This window comes from Roseobacter weihaiensis, assembly GCF_020622345.1.
GTDB lineage: Bacteria > Pseudomonadota > Alphaproteobacteria > Rhodobacterales > Rhodobacteraceae > Roseobacter > Roseobacter weihaiensis.
The window spans coordinates 92,767-113,912 of the sequence record NZ_JACNMO010000011.1 but is presented as its reverse complement, the minus strand read 5'-3'; the positions used below and the strand labels follow the sequence as shown (position 1 = coordinate 113,912).

Sequence of the window (21,146 nt, the reverse complement as noted above, 5' to 3'; positions counted from 1 at the left end):
TGATTTTAGTGGAGAGTTTCGGGTCATGAAATTTTCGCTTGGGATGATCTTGGCCCTGTGCCTTGCCGGCCTGCAATTCGTTGCGGTCACATTTGTTGTTTTCTCATCTTTTCTAACCTCCGAGAAAGTCCTGCTGGAGCATGCGCGGGAGTTGTTGAGCGATGTCGGCACCAATACCATCGAGCACTCCAGAGGTTTTCTGAAACCGGCAAAAGGCGCGGCTGAACTTGCCACCCGTCTGGCCGAAAGCGAGGTGATCGCCAGCGATGATTTCGAACAGCTGGAAAAACTTCTGTTCCAGCAATTGCAGATTTCGCCGCAGTTCTCGGGCGTCTATTACGGCGATGAGGCCGGGAATTTTGTCTATGTGATGCGGAGTGAAGGCCCCGGCCCCTTCCGGTCGAAAATTGTCGCCCGCGACGGCGACGCGCGCACGACCGATCTGATCTGGCGAAGCGACCAATATGCATTGCTGGAGCAACGTGCCGACCCAAGCGATAGGTTCGACCCCAGAGAGCGCCCCTGGTATCAATCTGCCAAAACCCGGCTGTCCGGTATCTGGACCGACCCCTACATCTTTTTTACCTCACAGACGCCGGGCATCACGGCTGCATCTCCGGTTTTTAACTCCGATGGGCAGCTGCGGGGCGTCGTCGGAGTGGATATCGAGATCGATGCAATCTCTGAATTCCTGTCGCGCTTGAATATCGGTGATAACGGGACCGCGCTGATCCTGAACAGAAACGGCGATGTGATTGCGCACCCGAACAAAGAAATCATCCAAACACGCAACAATGACGGCACCTTCCGCTTTGTGCATATCGACGAAATTGAAGACCCCGTTGCAAATGCAGCCTTTGAAGGGTTTGTCTCGGGTCAAGAAGTATCGGTTGACAGAGAAATCGTGTCACGGTTTGATTTTGAGGGTGCCCCTTATGTGTCCACGATCATGCCGATGATCAGTGAAGAATTGCCGTGGACCATTGCCGTCTACGCGCCTGAGGCAGATTTCACCGGGGAGATCAGGGACAACCGGACCCAGAACGTCTGGATCGCGGCAATGATCGCAGTTGCGTCGGGCGTCTTTGGCCTATGGCTTGCCAACTTCATTCATAAACCGGTTCGGGCCTTCGCGGTGCGGGCGTCGCTGGTCTCCCAGGGGGAAGTCTCCGCGTCGGAACCGCTGCCTAAGACCTATAAAGAGCTTGCACGCGCCAATGAAACGCTGGTGCAGGCGATTGCGGAGCGTAAACAATCCGAGGCGGAATATGGTCGGACCTTCGATCTGGCATCCCGTGGCATGGCGCAGATTCAAGCAGCCACCGGCAAGGTTATCCGCGCCAACGGAAAATTCGCGGATATGCTCGGCTACACGCAAAATGAGATACTTGAGCTGACGGCGCAGGACATCTCCCATCCCGAAGACCCGGTCGCTGCGGTGTTCATGCAGAATGAAACAGACGCGGGGTCCGAATACGTCCACGAAAAGAGGTATATGCGCAAAGACGGCACCTTCATCTGGGTCAGTGAAAACGTCATCGTGATCCGCAATGACACCGGCAAACCGATCCACGCGGTTGTCACGGTCGATGACATCACCGACCGAAAGGCTGCGGAGCGAAAAATCCAGCAATTGAACCTCGATCTTTCGCATTCGGCGCGTGTCAACATGATGGGCCAGATGGCAACCGGTCTGGCGCATGAGCTGAACCAGCCACTCCTGGCAATCTCGCAGAATATGGATACGGCGCTCTACCTGCTGAAAAAACAGAATGAAAAGGTGCAGGAGCTGTCGGGGATCCTCGAGGAAACGGACCGCCATGCGCACCGGGCCGGTGACATCATCAAGGCGCTTCGAGGCTTTGTCAAAAAAGATGGTGTCGAGAAGGCAGAGTTCGATATCGCGGAGCTGCTGGAGCAGTCCTTGCACCTGGTGCGGCCCGAAGCCAAGGAATACGGGATCAGCATCAGGACAAGCGCAGATAAACTGGATTCGGTTTATGGCTCGCGGGTGCAGATCGCGCAGGTTCTGGTCAATTTGCTGCGCAACGCGATAGAGGCGATTGCCTGCGGCGATGTAGACAGACGGCTGATCCGCCTCAGCGCAAAAAACACCGAGTCCGGGGTGTTGATCTGCGTGACCGACAGCGGGCCGGGGCTTCCCCATGATGTCGATTTGTTCGAGCGTTTTCAGACGACAAAAAAGGACGGTATGGGGCTCGGTCTTTCCATTTGCCGCACAATCGTTGAATCGCATCGCGGTAAGATCTGGTATCAGCGCGATGAGAACGGCCACTCTGAATTCTGTTTCACCCTGCCGGCACTAGGTCCCAAAACTGACAAAGAAATGGTCGATGAATTCAGCGCCTGACCCGACCATATTCATCGTTGACGACGATGAGGATATCCGCACGTCCCTGTCCCGGGCCCTGCGCACGCGCGGCTATGAAACGGAGGTTTTTGCCTCGGCGCAGGCTTTTCTTGAGGGCTATGATCCCCAGCGCTCCGGCTGTTTGATACTGGATTTCGGCCTGCCCGAAATGTCGGGTCTTGAACTGCAACAGGTGCTGGTAAACCGGGGCAGGTCATTGCCGATCATCTTTATCACCGGCCACGGCGGCGTTCCGGAGGCGGTCGAGGCAATGAAATACGGCGCCGTCGATTTTCTGGAAAAGCCATTTCGACAGGACAAGCTGATAAAGCGGATTGATACCGCGTTGAGGCTGGATGCGCAGGCACGGCTAATCGATGATAAATCCAGAGATACAAGAGCCCGGTTCGACAGGTTGACCGGTCGGGAGCGTGAAATTGCGCAGTTTCTCGTCTCCAACCCCGCCAACAGCTCCAGCAAGGATGTCGCGCGCCATCTTGGGATCAGCCCCCGGACGGTTGACCATCACCGCGCCCGCATTCTGGAGAAAATGTGCATCAACTCGGTCGCGGAACTGGTGGATTTGTCGATCACCTGCAAGCTTTTTGCTGAAAGCGAGCCGGGCGGCGGCATAGGTAGAATTACCTAGGTATTCACGCGAATTTACGCAGCAGCCGGTTTATTGCATTGTTCTGCCAAGATGTGATTGTTGAATGACAGCTACATCGAGTGTGCTACCAATTAACGAGTTGTTGAAAGCGGAATTAGCCTGCTCTCGTTTGCCTATCTTCCCCTCCAGGATAAGACTTCAGGTCAGAAATGGTCTGGACGACTGGAATAGCGTTGCGGTCCGTTTTGCACTATGGGCCGCAACGCACTTTACCTCCACAGAATGGAAAATCGGTACGGGTCGCAGCCGATTTTTGTGCGAGGCCTGGTGTCGGTCAGGGTGCGCGTCTCCGCAGCAGCCAGATAAAGAAGAAACCGCCAATCAGGCCGGTCACAATGCCAATGGGCATGTCATCCGGGGCCATGACGGTGCGCGCCGCAATGTCGGCCCAGATCAGGAAAATCGCGCCACATATGGCACTGGCGGGCAGAACGCGGGCATAGTCTCCGCCCACGATCAGGCGGACGATATGCGGGATCATCAGGCCGACAAAACCGATCATGCCCGAAAACGCCACCATCACCCCGGTCACCAGCGCCCCGACAACAAAGATGACAAGCCTGAACCGCGCGGCCGCGATCCCGAGGGTTGTTGCGGTCTCATCCCCGACGGTCATGGCGTTGAGACGGCTCGCGCTCAGCCACAGAAAGGTACCGCAGAAGCCCAGAACGACAAGCGGATAGATAAGTTGCCCCCATTGTGCGAGACCGAGCCCCCCCAGCATCCAGAAGACAACCGTATGGGTGGCCCTGGGGTCGCCCAGAAAGATCAGCACGTTCGCGGCTGACATAACAATGAATGACACGGCGACACCTGCCAGTACCAGCCTATCAGCAGTCGTGGCGGTCGCGAATTGCGAAACGGCCAGCACCAGAAGTGTCGCTGCAAGGGCGCCCGCAAAGGCCAACAGCGGGACCGTCAGCAACCCCAGAAAGAGGCCCGTGTGCAGCAAGGCCAGGATCGCCCCGAAAGCGGCCCCCGCCGAGATGCCCAGCAGGTGGGGATCGGCCAATGGGTTCCGGGTCACCGCCTGCAGGCTCGCGCCCACCATGGCCAGCCCCGCCCCGACAAAAGCGGCCAGGATTGTGCGCGGAAACCGGATGTCCCAGACAATGGCCTCTCGTCCGGCCGACCAGTACGGTGCGATGCTTCCGGGGACGATCTTGTTGATGAGGATGCCCCAAACGGAAGCGAGGGGCACCTGAACGGCTCCCACACTGACTGCGGCAGACATCGATAGAGCCAGCAGGACAGCACCCACCGACAGGCTCACAAAGAGCGGCAGCCTGCGCGACAGCGGGAGTGTGGGATGGGCAGGCTGGTTTGCCAAGATCAGTTACTCGGCGCGCAGGGCCGTTGCCAGCTTCTTGACCGCTTTGATATTGCGCGGGCCGGGGGTGGCCTCGACATACTCCAGCGTAACAAAGCGGTCGTTTTTGACCGCATCGATCTCTGCAAAGGCCGGGTTCGACCGCAGAAAATCGCGCTTTTGCGCAGCGGTGACATCGCCGTAATTCACGATGACGATGACCTCGGGGTTGCGTTCGACCACGGCTTCCCAAGTGACGGTGGCCCAGCTTTTTTCGAAGTCATTCATGATATTCGCGCCACCTGCTGCCTCGATCAGCGCGTTTGGCATGGCATAGCGGCCCGCGGTAAAGGGTACGTCCTCACCGCTGTCATAGACAAAAACGCGCGGTGTCCCTTCCAGCGCTGGCTGGGTGGCCAGAAACGCATCAAGCTCAGCCTCATAACCCGCGATCAGCGCCTCTGCGGTGTCACTGACATCGAAAATCGCCCCCAGATTGCGCAGATCATTGTACATGTCCTCCATGCTGGCGGCGGCCTTTTCACCGATATGGATACAGCTTTCCGTCAACTCATAAACCTTGATCCCGAAGGGTTCGAGGGTTTCAGGTGTCACCTCGCCGCCGACCTTCATGCCGTAATTCCACCCGGCAAAAAAGAAATCCGCATCCGCCCCGATCAGCACCTCTTTGGACGGGTATTTCGAGGATAGCTCGGGCAATTGCGCCACATCGGCGCGCATTTCCTCATCCAGCGTCTTCCAGCCCGAGATACCAGTGTAGCCAACCATGCGGTCGGCAAGACCCAGGACCAGCATCATCTCGGTCAGGTTCACGTCGTTAGAAATGGCGGCCTGGGGCGGGGCGTCAAAAGTCACGGTGCGATTGCAGCTTTGCACGGTCGTAGAGGCCATCGCCACGCTGCTTGAAAGGATGCCGAAAGTTGTCAGGGCCAGAAGTCTCATGGGATGTGTTCTCCGGTGCGAAGGTGGAAAGTGAGATGGGGGATGTTGCTGGGCGACAGATGCTCACGCCGGGCCTCGACCTGAAACGTATCTGAGACCAACGCTTCGCTCAGCAGGGCCTCAGGGGGGCCAAAGCCACGCGGATGGCCATCTTGCAAGACCAAGACGTCGTCACAAAGGCCTGCTGCCATGTTCAGATCGTGCAAGGAGACGACAATCGTGAGATCCAGATCGCGAATAAGGGCCAGGACTTCGAGTTGGTGTCGGATATCGAGGTGATTTGTCGGCTCATCAAGGACCAGCACCTGGGGTTGCTGGACAAGGGCGCGGGCGACCATGACACGCTGCCGTTCGCCGCCCGACAGGGTGCCGAAGTCACGGTGGGCAAAGCCGAGCAATCCCAGCCGGTCCAGCACCCGGTCGACGATCTTGCTGCCGCCCGCAGTTGTTGAGGTCACCGCAGAGCGGTGGGGGGTGCGCCCCAGCATCGCAATCTCGCGGACGGTCAGGCCAAAAACCGTGGTTTGTTCCTGCAAAACGGCTGCGATCATCCGGGCGACCTCCTTGGGCCGGAGGGACCAGATATCGCGGCCTGCGACCGTGATAGAGCCCGTCTGTGGCGCCAGATAGCGGTAGAGCAGGCGCAAAAGGGTGGATTTCCCGGCCCCATTCGGGCCGACGATCCCTAGCACGCGCCCTGCAGGAACGTCAAAGCTTGTCGGGTGCAACACGGGCGCGGCCCCCCGACCGGGGTTCCAGCTGACGTCCCGAACTGCCACGTCCGCAGCCGTCACGACACAAGCGCCTGATCGTCTTCGATCGCGATGATGGCCGCAGGGACGCGGGCCAGCGTGGTTTGACGCAACTTGCCCGGCCGATCAACGGAGGAGCACCAGCCATCATGCAGATGCGCATATTGCCGGGCAAAGCTGACAAGGTCGTCGATATCCGTTTCGGGATCGATATCGCCAAACAAATAAGTGGCTTTGCGGGTGCCGTGATAGGCCACCGTGCAGGGCCTGCCGCAGCCGGCCATACAGGCCACGCCACTGATCTCGAAGCTTTCGGTGACGCTGTCGCCGGCGGTCTCTATGGCGTTGCGCAAGCGTTCGATCAGCTCATAGCCGGGGCGGCAGTTGGTGCCTTGGTGCTTGCAGGATGTGCAGATTGTAATTTTGTGGTTTGACGTCCGTTTCATGTCGCCCTCCGCGAATTTGACGGTGAGCGATCAGCAGATGTGTCACGGTGTTTCGACCGGCGGGCCTGTTCATCATGATCTCCTGACCGGGCACCCCGCCCGGGTTGAGTTGCAGCCAGCCCTCAAAAGGTGCTGGTGATGGCAGGTCTCCTGACTTGCGGGTCACCGCTCCCCCGATCCTTCCCGCACGAGACGTGCAGTGGTGATCATCGGGTTCGCTCGCCGCCTACAGTTGCGGGGGCAGTTACGGATTTGGTGCCTCGCGGCGCGTCCTCACCGTATTCCCTTTTCATCCTGAAAGACTGTCGCCTTCCAGAAACCATCGCCATTATCTGTTGGCGATTCTGGCCTTGCGGTCAAGCGTTATCGGTTGCGCTCTGCGCATTCCCACGCGCATGGCAAAAGTTGCCCTCGCCTTATGTTCACTGGCGTAAAAGCGTGGAATAGCAATGATTTGTCCTGTGGTAGGGGATTTTACTCGCCCGCATCAGTCGCAGCAAGAGGCAAAGGTGTAGGTCTCGGGCGTCAAGCCCGAAATCTCCAGAAACAGTTTGCGCCGCACGGTTTCCGCGAAAGTTGCGCGTCCTTCGGCTGTGACCATGAAAGCGCCGGGCCCGCCGATGATGCGGTTGGCGTATTCCTCTTCGAGGTTGGCCCCCGCCCGCCTGCCGTCTTCGGGTCGCAGGATCGGCAGCGCATTGATCGTGATCCCGGCTGCCAGAACTTCTTCGCGGGCCTCTTGAATGGACGGCCCCGAAGAATTGCCAATGCTGTCACCGGAAAAGTCGATCACCGCGCGCGGGGCGAAGATGTCATTGCTTTCAATCAGCCGCTTGCCGTCCAGCAGCGCGCCGCCGATCGCGTTGCTGCCGTAGGCTTGCCGGGGCGGGCCAGTCAGCGCATCGGCGAAGGCGCGGGCGGTCTCTGGGCCATCCACGATCATCCAATCCACGACAATGGCTGTATTCGTGGCCCATTCCACGTAGGTCACGGCAACATTGCCGTAAATAGAATTTTGAATCGCATCGATGACAAGCGGATCTGTCATCGCCAAGGCATAGCCCTGACGCTGAAAGGCAAGCTCTTCGGCGTCGATGGACCCTGATGCGTCGGCAAGCAGTACAAGCTCGAGCCCTGCTTCGCGCTGTTGCTGTGCGCTGGCTTGAGTGGCGAAGAGGCAGATAAGCAGAATACGTAAAAGGCGCATGGATCCTAAGGTACCCAAATTCTTCTGTCTGGCAATCCGACACCCTCATAAAGGCCGATAACTGTCGCGTGATATGCGGCGAGATGCCCGGAATTGTGGCGGCTTTCTCCTCTGCGGGAATATGGCTTGGGCACTGCGTGTTTCAGGTGGTTTGGCGTCGGGCGGCGGGCAGGATGTCGTCTTCGATCAAGCGCATCAGATCGCCGAAGTATCCGGCACTGCGCGCAGGCCGCGTCGGGTCGGATGTGATGGCCACCGTCAAGCGCAGGGTTGGCACGACGCAGATGATTTGTCCGCCATAGCCACGGGCGAGCGCATAGCCGTCCCGCCCCGCGCGGCCGAGAAACCATCCGTAGCCATAATCCAGCCCGGAAAAAAGCGAGCGTGTTCTGGGGGCGAAGGACTGGGTCACCCATGTTTCGCTGAGCACCTGCGTCCCGGCCCATCTGCCACCCTGGCGGTAAAGCTCCCCAAAGCGCACCATATCCGGCAGGCTGAGCGCCATTTCATTGCCGCCGAGATACCGGCCCTGCGGATCACGTGTCCAGGCCGGGATGTCGATGCCCAGCGGTTGCGCCAGACGGCTGCGCGCAAGGCTCAGCAGGCTTTGACCCGAGACCTCCGAGAGCACCGCGCTCAGAACATGGAACGATCCGGTGGAATAGAGCATCCGGCTGCCCGGCTCCGCCACAAAAGGTCTGCCGAGCGCGTCTGCCACCCAATCGCCGCTGCTGATCCAGCCGCCGTAATTTGACCCCGATGTTCTCTCCAAGCCGGCTTGCATGGTCACAAGATGCTCCATCGTCAGCGTGCCGACACGGGGGTCCGCCTCTGGGGGGATCAATTGCGGGGCCAGATCGCCGAGCGTGGATGTGATGGACGGGATCTCGCCCCGGTCAAGTGCTGCCCCGGTCAGAGCGGCCACGATGGTCTTGGAAACAGATTTGATTGGCACCGCGCGGCGGAGGCCCGGGCCGCGCAGGACCTGCGCCAGAACTTGCTGGCCATCGATTTGAACCACGACTGCGTGGCATTGGTCGAGGGTCCGGGCCTGAGCGATCACCCCCTGCCAGGGATCTGATTGCGCAATCGCGGGTGAGGCGAGCAGGGCCGCTGCACCGATGGCAAACTGTCGGCGGGTCAAATCTGGCATCAGGTCCCTTTTTTGCGTTGCTGGCCAAAGATAAGGCTGCGAATTTGCTTTGCCATTCAGGATTTTGTGATTGTGCGGGTGATCGGCGGGCTGACAAGGTGCAGTCTGTCGCGCAGGGACGGCATAATCGGCGAGGCCGTGCGTTGCGCTAGAGCGCCCCCTTTCTTTGCGGGTGGCTCAAAAAAGAAAACCGGCCGTTGCGGGTTGGTTTTCTTTATCAGGTCAGTATCGCGTCAGCGACAGGCCCTCGCGGAGGTTTGGTCCCATAGCCGGTCTCGGACCGGGTGTTAGGTGTCACTTTGGCCCAGCGTCTCTGTGGGTGTTTCTGCACGCATGTCGACTTCAATGACGGTGTTGCTGCCCTGAAGGGGGATAACCTTGCTGATCGGCACTCTTTTTTGCAAAATATGTAGACCGTCTGGTCCTGTTGCGAAAAAGTGAAAATGGATCGGGGCGCGATAGGTGCCGGTGTCGACAACCCCGGCGACAATCTCGAAAATGCCATTGGGTCGGTTGAGCGGGGCGGCAAAAAGACAGCTCCAACCGGGTGGCGTTACAATTGTCCGGAAGTTGTGAAACCTGCACGGCGGGTGTCTCCCTTTAGGATTGCCTTTGACCTGATGCATGCGGTGATTGGACGCCAGCGGGCGATCAAAGTCGCGGCCTGTTTCCACCGTGTTGCCCCCATCCGAAATCTCAATGCGCAGGGGGGCCGCCGGCGGGATGATCCAGCCTGTCGTCGTCGCGTCCAGAAACGGCATGCAGCAGGCGCGTGCCGGCCGGAGACATGCAGTCAGGCGTGACGGGGATGAGTTTGCGGAACCCGCCCGGCAAACGGCTCCTGGCCGGGACCGGTAGGGCGATCACGCCATCGTCTTCGGGTGCGCAAAGAAACGAAGGCTGCGGGCAGGCCGGTGAAACAACGTCTGACCTCCCCAATTCGGTTTCTGAAAGGAGAGCGCCGGGCCCGTGTCTTTATTCCAACAGGGCCGGTTCTGCGGAGGGTGTTCCGGCGCAAAGGGGCGCAAATTGCACAAGGCCTGCGCCATAAACCTCGTCGGGGCCTTCTTCTCCGAGGTCGAGCGCGGTCTCGCGCAGGAGTGCTTTCACCTCCTTGATTGTCATCTCCTGCTCGCCCGACATCAGAATGGCGGCGGCTGCGGTGGCAAAAGGTGCCGCAAAAGACGTGCCCGTTTTGGTGCGGGCGCCGCGGATGGATGCGGCTGTCCAGACCTCTACACCGGGGGCAGCCAGATCAACATGGGGCCCGCGACCGGCACGACGATAAATCTTGCCGGATGCATCAACCGCTGTGACGGTGAGAACAGGGTCATAAGCACCGGGAAACACCGGTTCTGCACGCGGGCCGCCATTTCCTGCCGCCGATACGATCAGAACCTGTTGCTCGCTCAACCGTGTGACCATGCGCTCCAGCAGCGTGTTGTGGGGGCCGGCCAGGCTCATGTTGATGACGTTGACACCCGCATTTGCCAGTCGATCCATTGCCTGCACCAGATCGAAAACATCGCTGCGTTCGTCTCTGCCCGCGCGGTGAAATGCGTCAATCGCCACCAGCTGCGCCTCGGGCAGCAGACCATGCGCCCGCCCCGCGCGCGACCCGATCAGCAGGGCTGCAACCGCGGTCCCATGTTGCGCGCCGGAGCCCGTCCGCTCCCCATGATCGAAATCCAGAACCGAAAGCTTGCTGCCGACAAAGGCTTCATGGTCGGGATTGATCCCGGTATCGATCAGGCCAATGCGCGCGCTGGGGGTCCCGCAACTGCTCCCCGTTGCGGTCGAGGGGGTCCAATTCACCAGATCGAAGGAGGCACAGTGCAGCCCCTCGCAGGGTGCGGTAATGCTCTGGTTGGTCCGGTAATAGTGGTTGAAATCCGAGGATTGACCGGAACCAAGCTGGCGGATCTCCTCCAAGGCCGCAGCGAGCGATATGTCGGCCGGAACCCGCAATCTGCGCACGGTCTCGCCGATGGCTCCGATCTGGGCTGTCTGAATTACTTCGTAGCCCCGCAGCGCCAGCGTTGTAAGGTCCTCCTGCGACAGATCAAGGACAACGATTTCGGCTGCGGCCCTCTCTGGCAAGGGCTGTGGGGCGGCCTGTTGTGTCGGTCTGGGGGCAGGCTGCGGCGCTCCGAACAACCGATCGAAAAAGTCACCGATCCGGTTGACACCCAGCGGGTTGCTCCCGGTGCCACGGTTTCCGCTGTTGCCCTCGCCCGTGCTGCGCCCATCGCGCTGGTCGTCATCATCGTCACGGTCATCATCATCACGGTCGTCGTCGTCACGGTCGTCGTCGCCACCGTCATCCCCGCCGTCATCCCCGCCCCCGTCATCGCCACCCCCATCGTCCCCGTCGTCATCATCGGCCCAGGCAACTGTCGACGTGAGGTGGTGCGGCAAGGTCAGCGGCACCACCACCACCAGCGTAAAGGTCAGTAGAATATGAGAAAGAAGCTTCTGCACGACGATTCTCCAGCTAGGCTACAATTTGCAAATTCAGGCCATTAACGGCCAGATATCGTTGCACCTTGCTTCAAAGGTGCCTTAATGATGACGCGTCACACCGAACTTTATTCCATTTACCACAACGAAAGAAATGAACGAAGATGTCAGACAGGTTTGCAGATGACATCATCGCTTTTCTGCCGAACTTAAGGCGCTTTGCGATTTCGCTGTGCCGATCTTACGACACGGCGGACGATTTGGTCCAGATCACCGTCGAACGCGCGTTTGCGTCGCGCGAACAGTTCGATCCCAGCTCCCGGCTTGAGGCCTGGCTTTTCCGTATCCTGCGCAATGCATGGATCGACATGGTGCGGCGCAACAAGACACGCGGGACACAAATCGACATAGATGATGCCCCCGATGTCAGCACAGTGGATGGGACAAAAGTCACCGAGGACGCACTGATGCTGGGGGCGGCACAGCGCGCCATCGAAACGCTGCCTGAAAACCAGCGTGATGTCATCATGCTGATCTGTGTCGAGGAGATGAGCTATAAAGAGGCTGCCGTCGTTTTGGATACCCCGGTCGGGACAATCATGAGCCGCCTTGCACGGGCGAGATTGGCAATTTCAGAAAAGTTGGGAATAAACCGCGAGATCACGCGTTCTCCCAGCAGTCATGGAGACAACTGAGATGCAAAAGACCGAATTTACAGATCAGGAATTGATGGCCTACGCCGACGGCGAGCTGGCAGAAGAACGCGCGTCAGAACTGGATCAGGCGCTTGCGAACGACGCAGACCTGTCGGAACGGCTGGCGCTGTTCATCGACACCCGGACGATTGCGCAGCAAGCCTTCGAGCCCATGTTGCAGCAGCCCGTGCCGGATCATCTCGTTCAGCATGTCCGCGCGCTGGAGGCGGCTCAGAAGCAGTCAACCGCTGCGGGGGATGACACCGTGGTCTCCTTTCCAACGCGGCAGGCACCACAACCCGCTGCGTCCTCGACATGGAAGCTGCCTGTGGCGGCAAGTCTGGCACTGGCCGTCGGACTGGGTACCGGGCTGATGTTCTCGACCACCGATAGCACTTCTGTCGGTATCGAAATTGCAACCCTGACCGATGCCCGGATCATCGCTGCACTGGACGCGGTCCCCTCGGGCGAGGACGTGTTGCTTGACACCGGTGAGCGGATCGCTCCGATTGCGACATTCTTTGATGGCGAGCAGACATTGTGCCGTGAATTCGAACTCGACCGCGCTGATGGCGTTACAGTCGTTTCCGTGGCCTGCCAACGGACAGGGCAGTGGGATGTGCAACTTGCAATTGCGGCGGCAGGGGCGACCGATACCGGATACGCGCCGGCCTCATCATTGGAAGCACTTGATGCCTACCTAAGCGCCAGCAGCGCCGGAGATCCGCTAGACCCGGCGGCAGAAGCAGCGGCTCTGGCGGCGCTTCGATAACCCAAAATCGACCGTACTGGAACCAACCCGCCGCATACCATGCGGCGGGTATTAATATTGTTTTATATCAATTAGTTAAGTGTTCATTTCCTGTTCATGAATTCTTACATGAGCATTCATCATGCCAACAGGAAGCTGACACGCATTCTTCCTAGGTTGATCCTCAGACACACAAACTCAAAAGGACGGCTGACATGACCATTCACACCCACGATTTTGACCTGACCATGCTGCATCTCAATGCCAAATGGGCTTTTACAACGCGCCGCGTCAATCATGATGATGTGGCTGGTCTGGACCCAACCGTCGCCCTCGCCGTGGCCGGTGATCTGGTGCTGTGCGAGATTACCGAGATCAACCAGCACCAGAAGATACAACTTGCCAGCGGGCGTGCCGCGACCAGCTATCTTGGCGACAAAGTCGTGCTCTGCGTCGGGGACCGCTATGCGCCGGATCAGTTTGAAGGCGCTGCCCGTATCACGGCGGACGGTGCTGATCTGCTGGCGGGCGGCGGCGTCGTCGGCACGATGGAAAATGCGCATGCCCGGATGGCAGAGCCGACAAAGCTGCGCCCCATCGGGCTTTTGACAGATCACGCAGGCGAGGTCATAAACATTGCCCGTTACGGGTTGCCGCAGACGCCGATCCCGGATCATGTGACCGTCATCGGCGTGTTCGGCGCCTCCATGAATGCAGGAAAAACGACTGCGGCCGTCAGCCTTGCGCACGGTCTCTCCCGCGCGGGCTTCAGCGTCGCGGGTGTCAAGGCAACGGGCACCGGTGCTTTCGGCGACTACAACGCTTTTCAGGATGCCGGCGTCTGCGCGATGGATTTCACCGATGCGGGTATGCCGACCACCTACCGGATGCCGATGGAGCGGATCGAAAAGGGTTTTGAGACCCTTGTCGGAACCGCAGCGGCGAATGGGGCAGACATTGCGGTTGTCGAGATTGCCGATGGTGTCTTTCAGCAGGAAACCCGCGAAATCCTCGCCGGATCAAGTATCCGGGATCGGTTGGACGCCATCCTCTTTGCCACGCCGGATGCCCTCGGTGCGGTGGGCGGCACCAAAGTCCTGGCAGATCACGGGCTCAAGCCTTTCGCGATGTCAGGCAAGCTCACGCAATCCCCTCTGGCCATGGCCGAAGCAAGGATTGCTACCGGCATCCCGCAACTGTCGCGCGAGGATCTTTGTACCCCCGCGGCGGTTATGGCGGTGGTGCGTTCCATCCTCCGTATTCCCCAGCGGAGGATGGAACCAGAACCCGTTTTGATCGGTTCGTTGACGGCAGCGTAGCTAGAACAGGCAGAGCAGGGGAAGGGGCCGTACATTTGTGCGGCCCCTTCTGACGTGCAGCTTTCCGCAGAAACACATGGCCAAGGTTTCAGCGGTTTTGTAGCGTGGTCAGACGTTGGTCGTGCTGCAACGACGTTTACCGGGATCGCCACGATGGAGGTTAAATGATGACGATTGCAAATCTGCTACGCGGGCTCGCAGCGATTATGTTGATCGTGGCCCTCGGAGGTACGACGCTGGCGTATTGGACTACCGAGCGGGCGGCGTATTTCAACGAACGTATCAACCTGGCGCATAAGTCCTACGAGGCGCATCTGCAGTTGAGCGGCAACACCTACCAGCTTTTCAAGCAGTACGGCGATGCGATGCTGATCGGGGATCGGGACGAGGGCCGGGGAGAAGCTGAATTGATCCGGCTGATTCAGGAAAATATCCGCTCCATCCGTAAACTGATCGGGCAGGAGATCGATCTGGTTGGCGATGAAGAGATCGAAGAGCTTGAATTGCTCTCTCAGATCGAGAGCAAGATAGGCGACCTGATCGTGCGCTTTGAATTAGTCCGCAAAGACACTGCAGTTGAGCAGTTCGGCCGGAACTGGACAGGGCTTTCGGTCATGCTGGATGACGATATTGACCGCGATTTTCATTCGATGATCGAAGCGGCCCTTGCAGAAGAGCTGGAAGAAGTGGAAGAAACCCGTGTGGCTGCGGCCCAGCATCTGCGGCTTGCAAATCAGATCTCTGTTTTTCTGGTGCTTCTGGCGCTGAGCGCTACGGGGGGGGCCATGTGGATCTACGCCCGTCAGATTGCCCGGCCCCTGCAGGAGCTGATGACGGGTGTGGCAGCCTTGGCCAACGGCCGGTTCGAGAAGCCGATGGCGATGCAGGGCCGCAGCGAGATATCACAGATTGCGGGCGTTATGGACACGATGGCCGCGATGGTGGAGGCGCGGACCAACTCGCTGACGACGCAGAATACCGCGCTCGAAGAGGCGGTTCAGGCGCGGACCGCTGATCTGGAGAACCTGCTTAAAAAGAACCAGTTGGCCGAGGAGGCACGCCGCCAGATGCTGGCCGACGTCAGCCACGAGTTGCGGACACCGCTCACCATCATCCAGGGTGAAAGCGATGTTGCTTTGCGCGGCGCGGATAAAACAACGGAGGAATACCGCGAGGCTTTGCGCCGCACGCGAGAGACCGCAAAGCATACAAACCTCTTGGTCAACGATCTGCTGTTTATCTCACGCGAAGAGGCCGGGCAAACGCGCCTGCGGCTTGAACGGGTTGATCTGAGGCAGTTGTTGCAAGACACAATCGCGGTTTTCGGTCCTGACATTCCGTTAAAAAGCGATTTGGAAGACGCCGTGGTTTCACTGGATGTCTCAAGAATCCGCCAATGCATCGCGGCAATGATTCAAAACGCGCGGCGGTACGGCGGGCCAGAGATCAGCGTGCGGCTGCTGCGATCCCCGACCGGCTACCGGATCAGTGTCGAGGACAACGGCCCCGGCGTGCCGGACGCGGAGAAGGAGCGCGCGTTCGAGCGGTTCTTCCGCGGATCGAACGCTGCGGACCAATATGAGGATGGCGCCGGGCTCGGGCTGCCGGTGGTGCGGTCTATTGCACGCGCTCACGGCGGAAATGCGCTGCTTAAAGACCGAGAGGGTGGCGGACTAGCGTGTGTTCTCGAGCTGCCTGCCGCGCCACCCTTGCGGACGGTGGCGCAATCCTGAATTTCTTCCCAAAGGATCCGGTTCTCGTCAGAATTTGGGAATAAGTTGCGCCGCGAACCGTTTGCCTTTCTGAAGGGTGCGAAGATTGCGCCCAATGACTAGCGAAGAGGCGCAAGGATCATGAACATTCTTTTGATCGAAGATGAAACACGGGTTGCAGATTTTATCCGGCGTGGGCTGAAAGCCGAAGGCTGGGTTGTTGAGCATGCAACCGATGGCGAAACGGGGCTGGAGATCATGCAGGACCGGGATTTTGATATCGTGATCCTCGATCTAATGCTGCCGGGCATCACCGGTCAGCGGGTCTGCCAGAAGATGCGCGCCCGCTCCAACACCACGCCGGTGCTGATGCTGACAGCCCTGGACAGCGCTGACGAACGGGTTGCCGGCCTGCGGCTGGGGGCGGATGATTATCTCCCCAAACCGTTTGACTTCGATGAACTTATTGCACGCCTCCACGCGCTGCACCGGCGCAACACCAGCTATGCGGATGATGCCGATGATGGCAAGCTTCGGCATGAGGGGTTGATCTATGACTACAGTGCGATGGTGCTGACAGTAGACGATGTGGTGGTTGACCTCTCCGCCAAGGAGCGCGAATTGATTTCCCTGCTGATGACGAGCGAGCGCAAGGCACTGAGCCGCGAGCGCATTCTGAATTCTGTCTGGGGCACGCACGAAGATCCGATGACCAACGTTGTCGATGTCTATATTGGTCGTCTGCGCAAAAAGCTTGGGCCCTACAGCGGGCTCATCAAGACCGTGCGTGGGGCAGGTTACCGCTTTGGCTGACCCTGCCACGGGCCATTGGGCCATTTAGGACCTCAAAAGACCTTGGAGCGATGCCCAAGGTCTTTTCATTTTCAGCAATCTCCCCCGACCAACAGATGATCGGGTGTGCCGGTTTCCACGATGCGACCGTCTTCCACCAGCCACAGCTCGTCCATCATCATGGCGATGTCCACGTTGTGCGTGATGAGAAGGGTGGTGGCATCGCTTCGTTCGATCAGGGTGCGGACAAGCTCTGGCCCTTTCCGGTCCAAGGCATCGTCGGGCTCGTCCAGCAACATGACCTGCGGCTTGGACAGGGCAGCACGGGTCAGCAGGATGCGGCGGATTTCACCAGCCGACAGATTGCGCCCGCCTTCTGAGACTGTCCCGTCCAGCCCGCCCAAGCGGTCAATCACCTTGCCCAGCCCAAAGGTGTTTGCCTCCTGCAGAATGTCATCATCATCAGGCCGGTGCTGCACGCCCATTGTCAACGCGCGCCGCAAAGAGCCTTTGAGAATGGGCGAGCGCGTACCGATCAGCGCGATCATCTCCCGTCGCTCGCGTGCGGTCAGCGCCGTGGGGGGGATGTCCCCCAGCAGCACGGATCCGCTCTGAGGGAACTCAAGCCCGGCAGCCAGGCTGAGCAGAGTGGATTTGCCTGCGCCGTTGCCGCCGATGATGCCGATCTTGCGACCCGGCAGGGCGGTTGCGTTGATGTCGGCAAGGGCCCCTGCGGCAACGTTGTCAAAGGTCAGTGCAGGCGGTGTTTTCGGTAGGGGGCGCTCGGCCATGCGCGCCCTCTCCAGCTTGGGCATCATGAGCAGTTCCGCACACTTGCGTCTCGCATTCTGCCAGGCCCGATGCCGGTCCCAGACGCCGGCAAGGTCCCGCATCGGTTGGATCATCAGGCCAACCGCAGCAAGGCACCCCGCCGCCTCTGCCGCCGGCAACCCGCCTTGCAAGGCAACCCAAAACACACTTGCCGCAGCAATGCCGGAAACCGCATCCGGTATCGCGCGTAAGATGGCCGCCCCCCGCGCACGCTCAAGCGCGGCGTCAACCAGTTTGTCGGTCCTGGCTCTGATCCGGCGGGTTTCGATCTGAATGCGTCCCAGAAGACGCAGTTCCGGTGCGTGGGGAATGCGCTCGCTCATGTCGGCTGCCAGCCGCGCGCGCCGGGACCTCAGGCGCTTGTGGACCGGGCCAAGGCGTGGCCCGAGCAGGGCCATGGCCAGCAACCCGACCGCAATCGGCAGGCTTGCAGCAAGGCCGATCACCGGGTTCATGTAAAACAGCACGGCGGTGGCGACGGGCAGGACAATCAGCGCCGAAATCAGGCGCGCCAGCCCAAGGCTGACCCAGCCGCGCACTGCCGACAGATCGCCCACAAACCGCAAAGCCAGCGACCCGTTTCTGCGGGACGCGATATCGCGTGCCGACACCTGCGTCATGTGCTTGAAGAGCCTGATCCGCAGGGAGGCCGCGTAGTGCTGCCCCACCTTTTCAGCCACCACCCGTTCGTAGAACCGCAGCGCCCCGATCAACAGACCTGCCGAGGCCACCAGACCGAGGGCGCGCAGCGGCAGAATGTCAGACGTATCGCGGAAGGCTGCAAAAACATCGCGGGTCGCAAAGGCGGCAATGCCTGTTGCAATTGCCTGACCCAGTGCAAGCCCTATCAACAGAGAAATGTGTCGACCGCGACCTTCGCTCATGATTTTTGGAAGCGTGCTCATTGTGGGGTCTCCAGGGCATGGGGCAACTCAAAGCTCTTTGCCAGGCGGCAGGCTTGCTGTTGTTGCAGATTACAGGTGCCGCGGCAGGTGGTGCGCTGGGGGCGGGGAATGACGATCTTGTCAAGCTCGCCCTTGTGAACACAGGCCTCGAAATCATGGCCACAGTTCTTCAGGACGTGGAGCGCAACGCGGGGTCTGATCCCCAGCGCCGTCGCAGCAGCGCGGATTGCAGCGCTCCACCGGTGCGCGCGCGCGTGACGATGCAGACCCTGTTGGGCGTCAATTGCATCACCGCTTCGGGTGTTCTTATCCGCCACGCAGTCCTGCTCGCCGATGCAGACATTCATCGGCAGGGCAAGGAACTGTCCGATGTTGGCGGGCAGCCGTCGGGCCCAGTTGGCGTCTCGATTTGCGGGGGGAGACAGGCCATAGGGATAGGGCGCATTGTCAGGAAAAGTGTACCACCCCGGCGATGCAATGCTGAGCTTTGCGACCCGCGTCGGATGCAACATGGCAAAGCGGTGAACGAACTGCGCGCCACCTGAAAAGCCAAAGAGGTCGAGCGTGTTGGCCCCTATCAGGCCCTCCCGCGCAAGCGATGCCATCAGATCAATCAACGCCAGATCGGCACGACCGCGCAAGGCTGCCTGCTGGTAACCGCCCCAGCGTTCTGCATCAAAAAGTGGCGCGATCACGGGACGACCCGATGCCGCCGCCCGTTTTGCGAAAAGACGGGCCTGAAGCTCTGCCCCGCGCCTTATGCCGTGAACGGCCACAACCGGCGGCAAGGTGGGGTCGATGTAGGGGGGGAGCGCCAGCCACGCGGCCAATCCGGTCAGGCCTGCGCCGGGTCGATAGCGCACGTCATAAGTGACATTGGTTGATGCCTCGGAGGATGAAAGGACGCACATGGTGACGCTCCCGTTTTTGAGTGGATTTAGGCCGCAGCCCCAAAGACTTCTTCGGCCAGATGGGCAGGCAGCATGTCAAAGATCACGTGAATGCGGTCTTGGTCGCCATCGTTGTTGGCCTCGTGCATCTGGTCGTTGTCAAACCACCAGAGCTCGCCCTGCTGCATGCGCACTTCCTCGTCACCCGCTTTCATCCAGGACCCATGCGTCGACTTCAGCACAAAGTGGTAGCGGTTGCGCACGCGGTAATAGAGACCACGATCAATGTGCGGATAGACCCGTTTACCGGCCGGCAGACAGACGATTTTTGCGCGCCCCAGAATACTGTCCTGTTCTTGCGCAAAGCTTTCCAGAAACGCCCGCGCGACGGGGTAGTTCTTTGATCCCGTCGTCCAGCGGCTTTCGTGGACATCGCGTCTTTTCCGGTTGCCGATGGCGGATTTGCGCAGACCCCGAAGCGGGATGGCCTTCGCTTCGCGCTGAACGGGGATTTTGTTCTGCCGTCCGGTGGCGTCGTCCCATGCGGTGGCGACCTGTGCGATCTCCTCGAGAAAGGGGGTCGGGTCCATCTCTGATTTAAGGCGTTTGAAGTACTTCATGATGATCTCCTTTAAGATTTCGCACCACGTTCAAAGGTGCCTTTGCCGTACCTGCTGATCGGGATTGAAGGGGTTTCAGCAGGTCTGCATCCAAGATGGCAAAATCACCGGCAGAATCAACCAACACATTGATATTTAATACGAAATATAAATTCAGATAACCGCGTATTCACCAGATATTCATCTGGTTTTCAGGACAGAACCTTTGGTATGTCAGGGCGGATGAACGGCTCAGCCAATTCGTGCTCGGTATGGGTCTGTCTTGGGGTGATATCCGGTGAACGCCCGCGTTTGTTGCAGATTGAATTACAGGTCAGCCGCAGCCCGAAATTTGTTCGGTCCAGCCGAGAAATGGCATTGCATATCACGTGGCCTCAGGCAACATGACGGGCGGTGGGCACAGATGTTTCGCGCTCTGTCAGATGGGGTTGCGGGCCCCGCGCAGCGCCCGTCAACAAGACGCGAAGGACAAGATATGGAAGACGCATCCATTTCATCTGCATACACCCAGCCGCCGGCGGGCGCGCGGTTGGCGGATAACCCGAACTGGATTTACCTGATGCGGGAGTTCGACGCGCTGTACCGCTATGGCTCAGCGGGCGGCAGCTCTGCGATCAGAAGCCACCGCAAACGCGTGCGCGACAGGCTGTCCGCGACCATGGCAAAGAACCCGGAGTTCCTGTCACGTGGGTGCGAGACAAAACCGGTCACGGCGCATCTGCCGCGTGCGCTTGACCTCGGCGAACGAGGGGCAATGCAGGGCATGGCCCGGGCGCTCAGAGAGATCAAGGACGAGCTGACATGGGAATATGGCTACGACAAGCTGCCCAAGTCGCTGGTCGCGAAATACGCCTATTGCGAAGTCATGGGGCCGCGCGGGCCGGTGCAGTCCGACCAGCTCATTCTCGGTTTTGTGCTCTTTGCCCCGAACACGACGTACCCGCAGCACAGTCATCAGGAAATAGAGGAAAGCTATATCTCGGTCTCCGGGGCGTGGTCGGAAAACAATGCCGCTGTTTATGCGCCGGGGTCGCTGATCCTCAATCGGTCCGGCGATGAACACCGGATCACCACCGGCGACCGGGATCCTTGTTTGCTGGCCTACGCCTGGACAGGGCCCACGGCACGGCTTGAGGAGCCATCGATGAAGATGTCGTCCCCAAAGCGCAAAAAGACGCAGTAGCTGCCCCATCACGGGGGGTGTGCGGCCCAATCCACCTGGCCGTACGGCCGGCTTGTTCAAGGTCAGTTGGCGCAACAAGGGGGGCTTCTGCGCCCCCCTTTTCGCTTTTCTCGGCGG

At 59.6% G+C, this 21,146-nt stretch carries 19 protein-coding genes and 1 riboswitch; of the genes, 8 read left to right on the top strand and 11 right to left on the bottom strand.

From position 1 onward, the window contains the following. Positions 1-25 precede the first annotated feature (25 nt). Together H7847_RS14290 and H7847_RS14285 are read left to right on the top strand one after the other, a co-directional pair. On the top strand, positions 26-2,371 hold the full coding sequence (locus tag H7847_RS14290) for a cache domain-containing protein (RefSeq protein ID WP_227270156.1): 2,346 nt from the start codon (positions 26-28) through the stop codon (positions 2,369-2,371). Continuing rightward, the gene (locus H7847_RS14285) at positions 2,355-3,020 is read left to right on the top strand and encodes a response regulator transcription factor (RefSeq protein WP_227270155.1); all 666 of its coding nucleotides are present in this window, start codon (positions 2,355-2,357) and stop codon (positions 3,018-3,020) included. Before H7847_RS14290 ends, H7847_RS14285 begins: the two co-directional genes overlap by 17 nt. 295 nt (positions 3,021-3,315) lie before the next feature. On the opposite strand, the gene H7847_RS14280 is transcribed toward H7847_RS14285, so the two are convergent. The 8 genes from H7847_RS14280 to H7847_RS27025 all read right to left on the bottom strand — a co-directional run bounded on the left by H7847_RS14280 (position 3,316) and on the right by H7847_RS27025 (position 11,352). After that, entirely contained in the window at positions 3,316-4,338 is a 1,023-nt protein-coding gene (locus tag H7847_RS14280; protein WP_227270218.1) for a FecCD family ABC transporter permease, read from the bottom strand. A 39-nt stretch (positions 4,339-4,377) separates the two neighbouring features. Continuing rightward, positions 4,378-5,313 (bottom strand): ABC transporter substrate-binding protein, encoded by a 936-nt coding sequence (locus H7847_RS14275; RefSeq protein WP_227270154.1) that lies wholly within the window; start codon positions 5,311-5,313, stop codon positions 4,378-4,380. Further along, positions 5,310-6,107, bottom strand: a complete 798-nt coding sequence (locus H7847_RS14270; RefSeq protein ID WP_227270153.1) for an ABC transporter ATP-binding protein — start codon at positions 6,105-6,107, stop codon at positions 5,310-5,312. The genes H7847_RS14275 and H7847_RS14270 overlap by 4 nt, the downstream gene beginning before the upstream one ends. Then, entirely contained in the window at positions 6,104-6,511 is a 408-nt protein-coding gene (locus H7847_RS14265) for a DUF1636 family protein (RefSeq protein WP_227270152.1), read from the bottom strand. The genes H7847_RS14270 and H7847_RS14265 overlap by 4 nt, the downstream gene beginning before the upstream one ends. Before the next feature lie 123 nt (positions 6,512-6,634). After that, positions 6,635-6,850: riboswitch (cobalamin riboswitch) on the bottom strand. 148 nt (positions 6,851-6,998) lie between these two features. Continuing rightward, complete coding sequence (locus H7847_RS14260; protein ID WP_227270151.1) at positions 6,999-7,718, bottom strand: DUF1194 domain-containing protein; 720 nt, start codon at positions 7,716-7,718, stop codon at positions 6,999-7,001. A gap of 142 nt (positions 7,719-7,860) precedes the next feature. Continuing rightward, the gene (locus H7847_RS14255; RefSeq protein WP_227270150.1) at positions 7,861-8,871 is read right to left on the bottom strand and encodes a serine hydrolase domain-containing protein; all 1,011 of its coding nucleotides are present in this window, start codon (positions 8,869-8,871) and stop codon (positions 7,861-7,863) included. 287 nt (positions 8,872-9,158) lie between these two features. Next, a complete protein-coding gene (locus tag H7847_RS14250) occupies positions 9,159-9,632 on the bottom strand; it encodes a hypothetical protein (protein ID WP_227270149.1) in 474 nt (157 codons plus the stop codon). 214 nt (positions 9,633-9,846) lie between these two features. Further along, the gene (locus tag H7847_RS27025; protein WP_227270148.1) at positions 9,847-11,352 is read right to left on the bottom strand and encodes a S8 family serine peptidase; all 1,506 of its coding nucleotides are present in this window, start codon (positions 11,350-11,352) and stop codon (positions 9,847-9,849) included. 143 nt (positions 11,353-11,495) lie between these two features. On the opposite strand from H7847_RS27025, the gene H7847_RS14240 reads away from it, so the two are divergent. The 5 genes from H7847_RS14240 (at position 11,496) to H7847_RS14220 (ending at position 16,621) form a co-directional block, all read left to right on the top strand. After that, the gene (locus H7847_RS14240) at positions 11,496-12,026 is read left to right on the top strand and encodes an RNA polymerase sigma factor (protein ID WP_227270147.1); all 531 of its coding nucleotides are present in this window, start codon (positions 11,496-11,498) and stop codon (positions 12,024-12,026) included. A 1-nt stretch (position 12,027) separates the two neighbouring features. After that, the gene (locus H7847_RS14235) at positions 12,028-12,798 is read left to right on the top strand and encodes an anti-sigma factor family protein (RefSeq protein ID WP_227270146.1); all 771 of its coding nucleotides are present in this window, start codon (positions 12,028-12,030) and stop codon (positions 12,796-12,798) included. A gap of 194 nt (positions 12,799-12,992) precedes the next feature. Beyond that, entirely contained in the window at positions 12,993-14,096 is a 1,104-nt protein-coding gene (locus H7847_RS14230; RefSeq protein ID WP_227270145.1) for a P-loop NTPase family protein, read from the top strand. Positions 14,097-14,260: 164 nt separating this feature from the next. After that, positions 14,261-15,829, top strand: coding sequence for a HAMP domain-containing sensor histidine kinase (locus H7847_RS14225; RefSeq protein WP_227270144.1), 1,569 nt, complete (start codon positions 14,261-14,263; stop codon positions 15,827-15,829). 120 nt (positions 15,830-15,949) lie between these two features. After that, the gene (locus H7847_RS14220; protein ID WP_227270143.1) at positions 15,950-16,621 is read left to right on the top strand and encodes a response regulator transcription factor; all 672 of its coding nucleotides are present in this window, start codon (positions 15,950-15,952) and stop codon (positions 16,619-16,621) included. A gap of 71 nt (positions 16,622-16,692) precedes the next feature. On the opposite strand, the gene H7847_RS14215 is transcribed toward H7847_RS14220, so the two are convergent. From H7847_RS14215 to H7847_RS14205, 3 genes are read right to left on the bottom strand one after another with little or no spacing between them, the layout of a single operon-like run. Beyond that, positions 16,693-18,336: an ATP-binding cassette domain-containing protein gene (locus H7847_RS14215; RefSeq protein ID WP_227270142.1), complete on the bottom strand. Its 1,644-nt coding sequence runs from the start codon at positions 18,334-18,336 to the stop codon at positions 16,693-16,695. Next, positions 18,333-19,247 carry an alpha/beta hydrolase gene (locus H7847_RS14210; RefSeq protein WP_227270141.1) on the bottom strand — a complete coding sequence of 305 codons (915 nt, stop codon included), beginning with the start codon at positions 19,245-19,247 and terminating at the stop codon, positions 18,333-18,335. Before H7847_RS14210 ends, H7847_RS14215 begins: the two co-directional genes overlap by 4 nt. 26 nt (positions 19,248-19,273) lie before the next feature. Then, positions 19,274-19,846 carry an aspartyl/asparaginyl beta-hydroxylase domain-containing protein gene (locus H7847_RS14205; RefSeq protein WP_227270140.1) on the bottom strand — a complete coding sequence of 191 codons (573 nt, stop codon included), beginning with the start codon at positions 19,844-19,846 and terminating at the stop codon, positions 19,274-19,276. Between the two features lie 475 nt (positions 19,847-20,321). Here H7847_RS14205 and H7847_RS14200 point away from each other — a divergent pair, with 475 nt between their 5' ends. Continuing rightward, positions 20,322-21,029 carry a dimethylsulfonioproprionate lyase family protein gene (locus tag H7847_RS14200; RefSeq protein WP_227270139.1) on the top strand — a complete coding sequence of 236 codons (708 nt, stop codon included), beginning with the start codon at positions 20,322-20,324 and terminating at the stop codon, positions 21,027-21,029. The last annotated feature ends 117 nt before the right edge of the window (positions 21,030-21,146 follow it).

Excerpts from the sequence above, each read along its gene's own strand:
- H7847_RS14250 (WP_227270149.1), bottom strand. The coding sequence starts at position 9,632 with ATGCCGTTTCTGGACGCGACGACGACAGGCTGGATCATCCCGCCGGCG.
- H7847_RS14205 (WP_227270140.1), bottom strand. The coding sequence starts at position 19,846 with ATGAAGTACTTCAAACGCCTTAAATCAGAGATGGACCCGACCCCCTTT.
- H7847_RS14285 (WP_227270155.1), top strand. The coding sequence starts at position 2,355 with ATGAATTCAGCGCCTGACCCGACCATATTCATCGTTGACGACGATGAG.
- H7847_RS14260 (WP_227270151.1), bottom strand. The coding sequence starts at position 7,718 with ATGCGCCTTTTACGTATTCTGCTTATCTGCCTCTTCGCCACTCAAGCC.
- H7847_RS14275 (WP_227270154.1), bottom strand. The coding sequence starts at position 5,313 with ATGAGACTTCTGGCCCTGACAACTTTCGGCATCCTTTCAAGCAGCGTG.
- H7847_RS14215 (WP_227270142.1), bottom strand. The coding sequence starts at position 18,336 with ATGAGCACGCTTCCAAAAATCATGAGCGAAGGTCGCGGTCGACACATT.
- H7847_RS14235 (WP_227270146.1), top strand. The coding sequence starts at position 12,028 with ATGCAAAAGACCGAATTTACAGATCAGGAATTGATGGCCTACGCCGAC.
- H7847_RS14225 (WP_227270144.1), top strand. The coding sequence starts at position 14,261 with ATGATGACGATTGCAAATCTGCTACGCGGGCTCGCAGCGATTATGTTG.
- H7847_RS14290 (WP_227270156.1), top strand. The coding sequence starts at position 26 with ATGAAATTTTCGCTTGGGATGATCTTGGCCCTGTGCCTTGCCGGCCTG.
- H7847_RS14210 (WP_227270141.1), bottom strand. The coding sequence starts at position 19,247 with ATGTGCGTCCTTTCATCCTCCGAGGCATCAACCAATGTCACTTATGAC.
- H7847_RS14200 (WP_227270139.1), top strand. The coding sequence starts at position 20,322 with ATGGAAGACGCATCCATTTCATCTGCATACACCCAGCCGCCGGCGGGC.
- H7847_RS14220 (WP_227270143.1), top strand. The coding sequence starts at position 15,950 with ATGAACATTCTTTTGATCGAAGATGAAACACGGGTTGCAGATTTTATC.
- H7847_RS14230 (WP_227270145.1), top strand. The coding sequence starts at position 12,993 with ATGACCATTCACACCCACGATTTTGACCTGACCATGCTGCATCTCAAT.
- H7847_RS14265 (WP_227270152.1), bottom strand. The coding sequence starts at position 6,511 with ATGAAACGGACGTCAAACCACAAAATTACAATCTGCACATCCTGCAAG.
- H7847_RS14255 (WP_227270150.1), bottom strand. The coding sequence starts at position 8,871 with ATGCCAGATTTGACCCGCCGACAGTTTGCCATCGGTGCAGCGGCCCTG.
- H7847_RS14240 (WP_227270147.1), top strand. The coding sequence starts at position 11,496 with ATGTCAGACAGGTTTGCAGATGACATCATCGCTTTTCTGCCGAACTTA.